At 35.2% G+C, this 12,676-nt stretch carries 12 protein-coding genes; all 12 read left to right on the top strand.

The features are described from left to right. The first annotated feature begins 2 nt into the window (after positions 1-2). The 12 genes from J2Z80_RS09080 (at position 3) to J2Z80_RS09025 (ending at position 12,594) form a co-directional block, all read left to right on the top strand. The gene (locus J2Z80_RS09080; RefSeq protein WP_209454105.1) at positions 3-1,631 is read left to right on the top strand and encodes a spore germination protein; all 1,629 of its coding nucleotides are present in this window, start codon (positions 3-5) and stop codon (positions 1,629-1,631) included. After that, positions 1,618-2,724, top strand: coding sequence for a GerAB/ArcD/ProY family transporter (locus J2Z80_RS09075; protein ID WP_209454104.1), 1,107 nt, complete (start codon positions 1,618-1,620; stop codon positions 2,722-2,724). The genes J2Z80_RS09080 and J2Z80_RS09075 overlap by 14 nt, the downstream gene beginning before the upstream one ends. Beyond that, on the top strand, positions 2,711-3,862 hold the full coding sequence (locus tag J2Z80_RS09070) for a Ger(x)C family spore germination protein (RefSeq protein WP_209454103.1): 1,152 nt from the start codon (positions 2,711-2,713) through the stop codon (positions 3,860-3,862). The genes J2Z80_RS09075 and J2Z80_RS09070 overlap by 14 nt, the downstream gene beginning before the upstream one ends. Before the next feature lie 96 nt (positions 3,863-3,958). Then, the gene (spoIIR, locus tag J2Z80_RS09065) at positions 3,959-4,591 is read left to right on the top strand and encodes a stage II sporulation protein R (RefSeq protein ID WP_209454102.1); all 633 of its coding nucleotides are present in this window, start codon (positions 3,959-3,961) and stop codon (positions 4,589-4,591) included. Between the two features lie 110 nt (positions 4,592-4,701). Further along, on the top strand, positions 4,702-5,418 hold the full coding sequence (sleB, locus tag J2Z80_RS09060; protein ID WP_209454101.1) for a spore cortex-lytic enzyme: 717 nt from the start codon (positions 4,702-4,704) through the stop codon (positions 5,416-5,418). A 9-nt stretch (positions 5,419-5,427) separates the two neighbouring features. Next, positions 5,428-6,762 carry a germination protein YpeB gene (gene ypeB / locus J2Z80_RS09055; protein WP_209454100.1) on the top strand — a complete coding sequence of 445 codons (1,335 nt, stop codon included), beginning with the start codon at positions 5,428-5,430 and terminating at the stop codon, positions 6,760-6,762. A gap of 78 nt (positions 6,763-6,840) precedes the next feature. After that, positions 6,841-7,026, top strand: coding sequence for a small, acid-soluble spore protein, alpha/beta type (locus tag J2Z80_RS09050; protein WP_013786991.1), 186 nt, complete (start codon positions 6,841-6,843; stop codon positions 7,024-7,026). A gap of 159 nt (positions 7,027-7,185) precedes the next feature. After that, entirely contained in the window at positions 7,186-8,274 is a 1,089-nt protein-coding gene (locus tag J2Z80_RS09045; protein ID WP_209454099.1) for a D-alanine--D-alanine ligase family protein, read from the top strand. Positions 8,275-8,287: 13 nt separating this feature from the next. Beyond that, positions 8,288-8,710 (top strand): YwiB family protein, encoded by a 423-nt coding sequence (locus tag J2Z80_RS09040; RefSeq protein ID WP_209454098.1) that lies wholly within the window; start codon positions 8,288-8,290, stop codon positions 8,708-8,710. Next, positions 8,711-10,399, top strand: coding sequence for an arginine--tRNA ligase (gene argS / locus J2Z80_RS09035; RefSeq protein WP_209454097.1), 1,689 nt, complete (start codon positions 8,711-8,713; stop codon positions 10,397-10,399). Between the two features lie 134 nt (positions 10,400-10,533). After that, a complete protein-coding gene (locus tag J2Z80_RS09030) occupies positions 10,534-11,169 on the top strand; it encodes an MBL fold metallo-hydrolase (RefSeq protein WP_209454096.1) in 636 nt (211 codons plus the stop codon). Positions 11,170-11,970: 801 nt separating this feature from the next. After that, positions 11,971-12,594, top strand: a complete 624-nt coding sequence (locus tag J2Z80_RS09025) for a hydrolase (protein ID WP_245301250.1) — start codon at positions 11,971-11,973, stop codon at positions 12,592-12,594. The last annotated feature ends 82 nt before the right edge of the window (positions 12,595-12,676 follow it).

Raw genomic sequence — 12,676 nt, 5'->3', positions numbered from 1 at the left:
AGGTGCTTTTGTTGGGACTTTTTAATAAGCTATTTAAAAATAATAAAAGCAATAAAAATGGTAACGATGAAGACAAAGATGTAGTAAGCCCGAAAGTCAAGGAGAATATTGAAGAAAACATAAAATACATAAAAGATATGTTAAAAGATTCTGATGATATAATTTACAGGGAAATCTGGGTTGGAGAAGAGTTTCAACATAAATTGGAACTTGTTTTTGTAGATGGACTCGTAGATAAAAGCATCATAAATGAACACGTAATGCATTCACTCATGCTTGATTCCAGGCAGGCAAAACCATCTATAGAGGAAATTAAAAAGAACATATATGAAGTGATAAAAAAAGCCGCCATAACTGGTGGTGATATAAAAGAGATAGATGATCTTGACAAGTGCATAACATCCATATTGTCAGGTGATACAGCTCTTTTTTTAGATGGACACCCTAAAGTTGTGATTATATCCAGCAGAGGATGGCAGATGAGATCTGTAGCACCACCAGAGACAGAAATGGTAGTGAGGGGTGCAAGAGAAGGTTTTACTGAAACTTTAAGAGTTAATACAGCCCTTGTTAGAAGGTGGATAAGAGATCCTGAGCTTAAAATAAAGCAGATGCAAATAGGCAAGCGTTCAAAGACAGATGTTGCTTTATTGTACATAGATGACATTGTCAATAAAGATTTATTGTCGGAGATTAAAGAGAGACTAGAACAGATAGACATTGACGGTGTATTAGAGAGTGGTTATATTGAGCAACTTATAGAAGAAGATTGGCATTCGCCATTTCCCCAGATGTTAAATACAGAAAGGCCAGATAAAGTTGCAGCATCTGTATTAGAAGGCAGAATAGCTATACTTATAGATAATTCTCCATTTGCCCTTATCATACCGACTACTCTGGCGACGCTTTTTCAGTCGCCTGAAGATTATTTTGAAAGATGGATGATTTCATCACTTTTGAGGATACTGAGGTTTACAGCGGCTGTCATTGCTCTTGTTGGACCATCTATATACATTGCGTTTACATCATATCATCCTGGTATGATACCAACAAAATTAGCCCTTTATATAGCTTCAACAAGGCAAGGTGTTCCGTTTCCTGCCTTTATGGAAGCGTTGATAATGGAGGCAACTTTTGAACTTTTAAGAGAAGCTGGCATAAGGCTTCCTGTTCCAATAGGTCAGACGATAGGTATTGTAGGTGGTTTGATCATTGGTCAAGCTGCTGTAATGGCGGGAATCGTAAGTCCACTGATGGTTATAGTAGTTGCAGTCACGGCAGTATCATCATTCTCGATACCAAGTTACAGTGCTGCTATTGCTTTTAGGCTTTTAAGGTTTGCCTTTATGCTTTTTGCTGCCGTATTAGGACTGTACGGTATAATGCTTTGTTTAATACTAATGCTTACACACTTGGTAGTTCTAAAAAGTTTTGGTCTTCCGTATTTATCACCGTTTGTTGAAGTAAATTTAAGTGATTTAGCAGATACCTTGATCAGAGCGCCACTTATGATGTTTAAGAAAAGACCAGCAATTTTGGATACACAAGACAAGAAACGCATGAAAGATTTAAGACCTGAGGAGATCGAAAGCATGGAGATAGACCGGAGGAATGGTAATGATAAAAAATAATGACAAGATATCAGAAAATCAAACTACAATACTGCTTTTTACAACTATGCTGGGGGCAGGTATATTAAGTTTATCTGCTGATGTTGCAAAAGCGGCTGGTCCAAATGCGCTTATAGTGATACTGTTGGGAGGAATCCTAGCGTTAATATTAGCAAGATTTATTGGTTATATAGCATCTAAATTTCCAACGGAAACTTTTGTAGAGTACTCTGCAAAACTTATGACAAAGCCTGTATCTGTTATATTAAGTATCTTTCTTGTTGCATATTTTTTAATTTTTTGCAGTTTGAATCTAAGAATTTTTGCAGAGGTTACAAAATCATATCTTTTAAATAGTACGCCAGTTGAAGTGATAATGATAACAATGCTTTTCACCTCTGGTTACATCGTACGTTATGGCATAGAACCTATTGCTAGGTTATCAGAGATTCTTTTTCCTATAATGGTCATACCTATGATGATTATTTTTCTTCCAACTATTACTGATTTAGATTTAAGCAATTTTTTGCCAATTTTGAGGATTTCTTTTTTAAATTTATTGAAAGGAATATTGTCAACAACTTATAGTTTTATCGGGTTTGAAATACTATATGTTATATTTCCATATATTCAAATGGGAACTAAATTTAAAAAAAGTATAAACATTTCCTTTTTCTCTATTATATTTTTTTATATATACGTTACATTTTATACAATAGGTATATTTGGATACAAAGAGACAAGTGTGCAGCTTTGGCCTTTGCTTACAGTTATAAAATCTATAAATTTCCCAGGCTTTTTTATTGAGAATCTTGAAAGCTTGATAATGGGTATTTGGACATTTGCAGTATTTACATCAATATCAGCTTTTCATTATGCTGCCACATTGACTCTTTCTAAACTTATTAAGGCTAGGGAACATACATATTTAGTTATACCCCTTATACCTATTATCTACTTTATGGCGCTTATCCCAGACTCCATAGTTGAAGTATACAAATATGCTTCATATGCATCGATTTTAACATTGTTTTTTGTTGTTATTCTTCCGATTTTAATGTTTTTAGCTATGAAATTGAGAGATAAGGGGATGAAAAACAGTGAAAAAAATTAAGGTTTATGTGCTGCTTTTGTTGATATTATCACTTTTGACGGGGTGCTGGGATAAGGTAGAGATAGAAGATAGAGCATTTGTAATGGCGATAGGGATTGATACATCTAATCAAGCTAAGAATTACATTGTAACTTTTCAATTTCCTAATGTAAAGCAGGTAACCAGCGCTGCCGGTGGTGGAGGTGGTGGCGGTGGGCAACCTAATTTCTCCATATCAGAGGTTGGCGATACGGTTTTTTCTGCATCTCGCCATATAAGCACGAGACTTGATAAGAGGCTTTTTCTCGGACATACGAAAGCAGTTATACTTGGCAAGGATGTGGTAAGCGATAGGAATAAATTTCTTGAAGTATTAGACACTCTTGATAGAAGCTATGAATTAAGCAGGAAATTGAGGCTTTTAGTCGCAGATGGTAAGGCACAAGATATACTGCTTAAAAATTATAAATTTGATCCAGATATCGGTGTGTATATAGATGATATATTTAAGCAGTATAATAGAACGTCAATATTCCCTAATTTAGATTACAATAAGATAACTAAATCCCTTCATGACACAAATGGAAATGCTATTATTCCTGTTATTTCGTCAGGAAAAGATGAACTAAAAATTGCTGGTTCTGCCATTATAAAAAATTACAAACTGGCAGGATGGCTTTCAGATGGGGAAAACATGGGGTACATGTGGCTAATGGGGTTTGTAAAAGGTGGTGACATTACGTTTAACATGCCTACTACTGACGGAAAAGAAGTAAAAGTTCCTTTTAATATTACAAATACGGTCATGAAAAGACAGGTTATTGAACAAAATGGGAAGATAATTTACAAGATAAAGTATGATGTAGAAGGAGAAGTGACAGAATACAGCTTTCAAAAGCACGGAGAGATGTTTGAAACAAATGTATTAGGCACAATGGAGAAAAAAGCCGACAAAGTGATAGAGAAAATGATTAATGATTCATTGAAGAAATTTCAGAAAGATTTAAAAGTTGATATGATAGGTATCGGTGACTATATACAAAAGTACAAACCAGCATTGTGGAGTAAAGTAGGGCCTGAATGGGAGAAAAAATTTCCAGATGTAGTTGTAGAGCCTGTTGTATCCACCCATATAAGGAGGATTGGTTTATTTAAATAAACTTTGTATATTTTATCCTCCACCTGTCAATAATTGAGATTGAAGGCATGCCGTTTATCTGGTATGTCAAATTAAAAAAATGGGGGATATACAATAATGAAGCGATTTATAGCAATTATTTTGGCACTTTTTATAGTATTTCTTTTTGCAATTAGCAGAAACGATAATACATACGCCATGAAGGAAGACATATCAAATAAGCTTATTAGGTTTCACGTTATAGCAAATAGCGATTCAGTAGATGACCAAAATTTAAAACTTAAAGTAAGAGATGCAGTAATCAAAAGTATGAACGACAAATTCATTGGAGTGACAAACTTAAAAGAGTCAGAAGACATAATCAAGAAGAACATACCATATATACAGAAGATAGCGCAAGATACTGTTTACGCCAACGGCAAAGATTATGGTGTGAAGGTGATGTACGGGCGTTTTGATTTTCCGACAAAGTATTATGACACAATAATGCTTCCGGCAGGAAATTACAATGCACTAAGAATAGTAATAGGAAAAGGTGAAGGGAAAAACTGGTGGTGTGTGATGTTTCCGCCTTTGTGTTTTGTAGATATTACACATGGCCTTTCAAGTGATGAAACGAAGAGAGAGCTAAGTAAGTATTTGTCAGAAGACGAGCTTTCCATGATAGAGACAAATAAACCACAGGTGAAATTTAAAATTGTAGAAGTGCTTGAGAAGTATTTTGATGATATTCGTATGGCATTAAAATGATTAGAGAGAAGATCCAAACATAGATTACATAAAAGTTTTGGGACACGTGTATAAAGTTTGATTCTCTACAAAAAATATCTACAAATACTAAATTGTAGAGGAGGCAAAAGATGAAAAACTATTCCATATCCAGGATAAAGGTGATACTGCTGATACTAATACTATTTACTACTTTTTGCGTTGAGTTAAGTACGTTAAACATGTCTATCAAAACAATGTCAAATTTATATTGGGGCAATTCTGGATCTGATGTGTCAAGGGTTCAGTCTAGACTTAAAGATTGGGGATATTACGATGGACCTGTAGATGGATTTTTTGGAGTTAGAACATGGCTGGCTGTAAGAAAATTTCAGGCAAATAATGGGCTCAATGTGACTGGAATTGTCGACGATCAAACGAAAGTAGCATTGGGATTTAACATTAGCAAATACACTTCAATATCAAATACATACACTCCGGCAACATCTACGACTACAAATGACGATGTATATCTTTTGGCAATGCTTATAAACGGAGAAGCAAGAGGTGAGCCATTTGTTGGGAAAGTAGCTGTAGGAGCAGTTGTTATGAACAGGGTAAGATCTCCCATATTCCCGCACACAATAGCGGGTGTGATTTTTCAACCTGGTGCGTTTTCTGCGGTTGATGATGGACAAATGTGGCTTCCTCCATCTCAGGACAGCATCAGAGCCGCTCAAGATGCAATTGCAGGATGGGATCCTACAGGTGGAGCATTATACTACTACAATGCATCAAAAGTTCAGAATTACTGGATATTTAATAGACCGATCATAACACAGATTGGCAGTCATATATTTGCAAGGTAGGTGATGAAAATGAAAAGGATATCGACAGTTGTGATGCTTTTTTTGCTTTTGGTGATAGGAGCATGGGGATATAACCAATACATGCAGAAAGTAACATATCACAGGTATTTGCAGGCTCAATACGATAGATCATTTTATCAGCTTGTAAACAGCATAGAAAATATTGAAACATCAACAGGGAAGTTGATGGTATCATCGCAGGAAAATACGACAATACCCATTTTAAGCGATGTATGGAGGCAGGCTTTTGAGGCACAAGAAAACTTAAACCAGCTTCCGATAGGACAGCCAGAATTGGACAATACATCGAAGTTTTTATCCCAAATAGGAGATTATTCTTACAGCCTTTCAAAGAATGTGGCAGACGGAAAGAAATTGACTGATAAAGATCTAAAGACAATGTCAGAACTGCACAACTATGCAGTATACCTTGGCAAAAGTTTGCAGGATTTAAGAAGCAAAATACAAGGTGGGTATGATTTAGACAACTTAAATAAAAAAGGAACTCAAAAGATGAGCCAGATAGACAACAAAATATTAAATGTAAATATGAATACTGTAAATCAGCAAATGTCTAACTATCCAACTCTCATATACGATGGGCCTTTCTCTGAAAGCCAGGCAAAACTGATGCCAAAAGGACTGACAGGCAGCAATGTGTCATACAACAACGCTGTGTCAATAGCCAAAAGGTTTTTAGGAAGACCTGTATCATCTGCAGTTAAATACAGTCCTAACAATGGAAAGATAGATGCTTATGGAGTAGAATTAAGGCCGACTCAAAACGCTCCTTCGATTTACGTTAATGTAAGTAAGAAGGGTGGTCATGTAATTTGGTTTATGGATCAAAGGGCGGTTACTAAAGTAAACATATCGGAAACACAGGCTTTAAATTATGCAACTAAGTTCTTATCAGCTCATGGCTTTAGCAATATGGAAAACACTTACTCCATAAAAGCCAACGGAACTGTTCAATTTAATTTTACTCCTGTACAGAATAACGTAAGAATCTATCCTGACATTGTCAAAGTAAAAGTAGCTTTAGATAATGGAGACATAGTAGGTTTTGATGCCACATCATACTATATGTCGCATGTAAACAGGAAAATAGGAAAACCAAAACTTACCGAATCTGAAGCGCAAAGCAAAGTCAGCAAAAATTTGAAGGTTGATAGCAGTAGATTGTGCATAGTACCACTAGATGGTGGAAAAGAAGTTTTAGCTTATGAGTTTAAAGGGACGTACAGCGGCGACACATTTTACGTATACATAAATGCTGAAAATGGTACAGAAGAAAAAATCTTAAAAGTCATAAAGACTAGCCAAGGCAATTTAACAATGTAAAATGTATATTAACGACTGTTAGAATAAAAAAAGTGTTTAATAGGGAAAATATAAATGGGCCCAAAAGGAGGAATTGAAATGAGTAGACGTCGTAATAGCCTCATGTCAGATAATCTGAAAGAGGAATTGGCAAAAGAGCTAGGCGTTTACGATATAGTAAAGACTGAAGGTTGGGGAAGTGTATCATCTCGTGACTGCGGCAATCTTGTAAAACTTGCTATCAAGAAAGCCGAGGAGAGCATGGTACAGAACAATAACTTCTAAGTCTCCTCATTTAAAGCCCAGAAAGGCCGGGGAAGATAACTATCTTCTCTGGCCTTTTAATTTAAAATAAGCTTGAATCCAGCCTTTTAAAAGGTTAGAATATAATTAATGCATATTTCATAATTATATGTATACCATTTGAAAGGAATGAATTCTTTTATGGAGAAGCTAAAAGTAGCTGTTTTATTTGGGGGACAATCAGGAGAGCACGAAGTATCAAGGGTTTCAGCCACTTCTATAATAAATAACATTGATAGAGATAAGTATGATGTGTATATGGTAGGCATAACTAAAAAAGGTGAATGGTATTTGTACAATGGAGATATTGAGAAAATAGCTACAGGCCAGTGGGAAAAAGATGCTGTGCCTGCATTGATAGGACCTTCTACTAAATACAAAGGCATACTTGTATTTAAAGAAAATGGATACGAATTTTATCCAATTGATGTTGTTTTTCCTGTACTTCACGGGCCTAATGGAGAAGATGGAACAGTTCAAGGCCTCTTAGAGCTTCTTGAGATGCCTTATGTAGGTCCAAATGTATTGTCATCATCTTTGTGTATGGACAAAGTTTTTTCAAAGAGAATTTTTTTAGAGGCTGGAATACCAACGCCAAAATTTACAGTCGTGTATAGAAAAGAGTTAAATGATTCAGATAATTACGAAGTTATACGCAAAAAAACATCAAAAGAGATTGGATATCCGTGCTTTGTAAAACCTGCTAATATGGGTTCAAGTGTAGGTATAACAAAGGTTCACAATGAAGGCGAGTTATTTGATGCCTTGAAATTTGCTGCAAAGTATGATAGAAAGATTATTGTAGAAGAAGGTATTGATGCAAGAGAGATTGAGTGTTCAGTTTTAGGCAATGACAATCCTGAGGCATCTGTTGCCGGTGAGATTGTTCCTGCTCATGAATTTTACGATTACGATGCAAAGTATTTCGATGAAGCATCAAAACTTTTCATTCCAGCACCTATACCGGATGTTAAGATGGAAGAGATAAGGGAATTAGCCATCAAAGCATATATTGCGTTGGACGCAAGAGGTATGGCTAGAGTTGACTTTTTGATGGACAAAAATACAGGTAAAGTTTACCTAAATGAACTTAATACTATACCAGGATTCACAAAAATCAGCATGTATCCGAAACTTTGGGAAGCATCAGGGAAACCATATAGCAAATTGATTGATGAACTGATACAATTGGCTTTATCTGCGCATAAAGAGAAATGTACAAACTGGTAAAGGGGAGTTTAGCTTGAAAAAAGCTTTAATTACAGTCAAAGGAACTCAAAGGAATGTACAAAATGAAACTGATACGATAGAGCTTATAACAGAGGGAGAATTTTTGAAAAAAGGCGAATACTACTATATAAAGTATGAGGAGTCTGAACTTTCCGGTTTAGATAAAACTACGACTACATTGAAAGTAGGGGAAGATTCAGTTGTCTTGATGAGGTTTGGAGAGAATCAATCAAAGATGATATTTGAAAAGGATATAAGGCATGAGTCCAGCTACATGACTCCATATGGAAATATAATGCTGGGAGTTAAGTCTGACGAAATAAATGTATGTTTTACAGAAAATGGTGGAGAACTAAAGCTTAGATATGCAGTTGATTTAGATGAAAAGGTAGTAAGCGATAATGAAATACATTTAACAGTGCGGGAGGTTAATTAATTGGATAATATCGTACAAAAGGTAAAAACTGAAATAACTAAAATGGTAATAAACTCTATAGAGGAAGCGAAAAAAAACGGCCTTTTAAATATAGAAGATATACCTTCTATAGAGATAGAAGAACCTAAAGAAAAACAATTCGGTGATTTGTCTATAAATACAGCTATGGTTATGGCAAAATCGGCAAAGATGTCGCCTAGAAAAATTGCTGAGATAATTAAAGATGGGCTTAAGCTTGAAGGGACAATGATTGAAAAAGTAGAAATAGCCGGTCCTGGATTTATGAACTTCTACCTAAATGATGACTATAATGTTGAAGCATTGATGCTTATTAAAAAGAAGGGTATAGATTACGGTAGAGTCAATATTGGAAATGGTAAAAAAGTGCAAGTGGAATTTGTCTCTGCAAATCCGACAGGACCTATGCACATGGGAAATGCAAGAGGCGGTGCATTAGGGGATGCACTATCATCAATACTTGACTATGCAGGATACGACGTGACGAGAGAGTTTTATATAAATGATGCAGGAAATCAGATAGAGAAATTTGGATTGTCATTAGAAGCTAGGTATTTACAATTGTTAGGTCAAGATGTAGAAGTGCCTGAAGGAGGTTACCACGGAGACGACATAATTGAAAGAGCCAAGGAGTTTTTGGAATTATATGGCGATAAGTACAAAGATGCAGATCCAGAAGATAGGAGAAAAGCACTAGTTCAATATGGCCTTAAAAAGAACATAGAAAAGTTAAAAGATGACTTAGAGGCTTATGGCATAGAATATGACGTGTGGTTCTCTGAAAATACACTTCATGAAAGCGGCGAAGTAGAATCAGTAATAAATGAGCTAAAAGAAAAAGGATATACGTATGAAAAGGACGAAGCCCTTTGGTTTAAAGAGACGCTTTTTGGAGCTGAAAAAGACGATGTTTTAGTCAGAGCAAATGGATATCCTACATATCTGGCATCTGATATAGCATATCACAAAAATAAATTTGTAAAGCGTGGATTTGACTGGGTTATTGATATATGGGGTGCTGACCATCATGGACATGTAGCGCCGATGAAAGGTGCTATGAAGGCTTTAGGCATAGATCCCAATAAGCTTGATGTGCTTTTGATGCAGCTTGTAAGGCTTATGAAAGGCAAAGAAGTAGTAAAAATGTCCAAGAGGACAGGAAAAATGGTGACACTGAGGGATTTGATAGATGAGGTTGGCAAAGATGCCGCCAGATTCTTCTTTAACATGCGTTCAGCCGATAGTGCTGTGGACTTTGACATGGACTTGGCAGTAGAGCAATCAAATGAAAATCCAGTTTTTTACGTTCAATATGCTCATGCCAGAATATGTTCCATATTAAGGCAGTTAAAAGATGATGGAATAAACACAGAAGATTTAAAAGATGTTGACTTAAGATTGCTAAATGAAGAAGCAGAGATTGATTTAATTAAAAAGCTGGCTTATCTGCCGGAAGAAATAACAATAGCAGCAAAGACAATGGCGCCACACAGAATTACAAGATATATATTAGATGTTGCATCTTTATTCCACACATTTTACAATAGCTGTAGAGTAAGAGGCGTTGATGAAGAATTGATGAAAGCTAGAATCGTCTTAATAGATGCAACAAGGATAGTAATAAAGAACGTATTAGACATGTTAAAAATAACAGCACCAGAGAAAATGTAGGGGCGGAGTATCCGCCTAAATTTTTTATGGAGGTTAGGCTACCCTGAGGGAATTTATGCGAATGCTATGGAAAGAGCCAATGATTTTAATACAAATAGATTAATGTGTTATAATATGGAATAGGAGGTGTTAATATGAAAATAAGATATTTTGGACATTCGTGTTTTAAAATAACGTTAGATAGCGGTATAAGGATAGTCACAGATCCATTTGACCAAACTGTAGGATATCCGCTGCCTGAAACAGATGCAGACATTGTCACATCATCGCATTCGCATTTTGACCACAATTATTTTAAAGCTATAAAGGGAAATTTTAAAATTGTAAATACACCAGGGGAACATGACGTAAATGGTGTCAACATAAAAGGTATTAGTACATTTCATGATGATGAGCATGGCGCTAAAAGAGGCAAGAACATCGTATTCGTGATAAATGCTGATAACATTAGAGTATGCCATGCAGGCGATCTTGGACATATACTGACGGATGATATGCTAAAAGAGATAGGTGATATTGATGTATTGATGATACCGGTTGGCGGGTACTACACAATTGATGATAGGCAGGCGGTCAAAGTAATAGAACAGCTTAAGCCAAAATTGACTATTGCAATGCACTATAGGACCAGCAATGTTAATTTACCTATTGAAACTGTTGATAACTTTTTAAAGATGACAGGTGGACAAAAGATTCAATCAAATGAGATTGAAATCAAAAAAGACGATTTGGAAGGCAAATCAGAAGTTATTGCATTAAATTATAAATAAAATCAAATTCAAAACTTCCTGTAATTTCCTAATATTTTAAAAGTATAATAAAGCAAAATCGGGATAACATAATAACGTAAGGTTCGTAATGGTTGAGCCAAGATCATTTAAGGACGAAAGTTCTTAAATGGTCGGCCAAAGACTGATATCGGATCTAGTGGTCCGATATCAGTCGGCGGGCAGATTATAATATGTCTTGTAAGGCTTTATATTAGTCGCGTGGATTAATATAAGGTTAAAAGAGATGTATTATAGTCGAGCTAAGACTATTATAAGTTCCGCAGGTCAAATGTATAGCTTAATGTTGTACTTAGACTGGAGGTCTAGTATAGTCGAGAGATTATATTAGGTTTCTAAGGTATTTATAATAGTCGAGCACAGGTCTATATAGGTTTTGAGATGCTTGTATTAAGTCATAAGTATTGATTTAATACAGGTGTGCAAAGATTTATATAGGCTAAAGTGAAGATCATTACGGGCCTTTTGAAATATAATTATTATAGAGACGGTTCTTATTGAGCCGTCTCTTGTTTTTTAATGAAATTATGACTAAAGTCATGCAAAATGATGACTTTATGTACTCATAAATATAACAATATTTACAAAAAGAATTCTCTATACACTACAAAAAATTCCAAATATAGTGATATAATTATAAATAACTTATTAAAAAAATTAGTTTAATTAGCTTTAATGTTGTGGTATACTACATAATGCATTTAAAAAGCTAATTTATATTTGGAGGGTGATATATTGGATAATTTATCAATACCTGAAATTGTATCTCCATTAAGGCAGAAAATGATCAGAGTTCCGGAGGTTATACAAAATGTTTCAGGCATAAAGATTCATGGTAAAGTGATAAAATCACTGCTATTTACTACTGATATTGCTATAATAAGAAATACTAATGCGAATGCTATATTGGCTGTTTATCCTTTTACACCGCAGCCTGTGATTACGCATGCCATAATAATGGCATCGGATATTCCCGTCTTTAGTGGTGTCGGTGGAGGACTGACACAAGGCAAAAGGGTTGTGAATTTGGCACTCGATGCAGAATTTCAAGGTGCTATGGGCGTTGTTGTAAACGCACCTACTGCAAATGATATAATAAAAAGAATAAGAGCTACGATTGATATACCAATCGTTGTGACGATCGTATCAGAAACTGAAGATATAAAAGGACGTGTAGATGCTGGTGCAACGATATTAAATATTTCAGGTGCGAAGAAGACACCTCTAATTGTGAAAAAAGTTAGGGATATATGTCCTAATATTCCTATAATTGCAACTGGAGGACCGACAGATGATACTATTATGGAGACTATAGAGGCTGGTGCAAATGCCATATCATATACTCCTCCGACAAATGCGGAGATATTTTCTCAAGTTATGGATAAATATAGAGAAGAAAGACAATAGAAACCAGGAAAATATATAGATTATTTGATATTGATAAATAATAGATAATGATATATAATCTAATATTATTATTAATAAGCGG

The sequence above is a fragment of the Thermoanaerobacterium butyriciformans genome (assembly GCF_017874545.1).
Lineage (GTDB): Bacteria > Bacillota > Thermoanaerobacteria > Thermoanaerobacterales > Thermoanaerobacteraceae > Thermoanaerobacterium > Thermoanaerobacterium butyriciformans.
The sequence above is the reverse complement of the archived record's forward strand: the minus strand, read 5'-3'. Positions and strand labels throughout refer to the sequence as shown.

Excerpts from the sequence above, each read along its gene's own strand:
- J2Z80_RS09025 (WP_245301250.1), top strand. The coding sequence starts at position 11,971 with ATGATCAGAGTTCCGGAGGTTATACAAAATGTTTCAGGCATAAAGATT.
- spoIIR (WP_209454102.1), top strand. The coding sequence starts at position 3,959 with ATGAAGCGATTTATAGCAATTATTTTGGCACTTTTTATAGTATTTCTT.
- J2Z80_RS09030 (WP_209454096.1), top strand. The coding sequence starts at position 10,534 with ATGAAAATAAGATATTTTGGACATTCGTGTTTTAAAATAACGTTAGAT.
- J2Z80_RS09075 (WP_209454104.1), top strand. The coding sequence starts at position 1,618 with ATGATAAAAAATAATGACAAGATATCAGAAAATCAAACTACAATACTG.
- J2Z80_RS09045 (WP_209454099.1), top strand. The coding sequence starts at position 7,186 with ATGGAGAAGCTAAAAGTAGCTGTTTTATTTGGGGGACAATCAGGAGAG.
- J2Z80_RS09050 (WP_013786991.1), top strand. The coding sequence starts at position 6,841 with ATGAGTAGACGTCGTAATAGCCTCATGTCAGATAATCTGAAAGAGGAA.
- ypeB (WP_209454100.1), top strand. The coding sequence starts at position 5,428 with ATGAAAAGGATATCGACAGTTGTGATGCTTTTTTTGCTTTTGGTGATA.
- sleB (WP_209454101.1), top strand. The coding sequence starts at position 4,702 with ATGAAAAACTATTCCATATCCAGGATAAAGGTGATACTGCTGATACTA.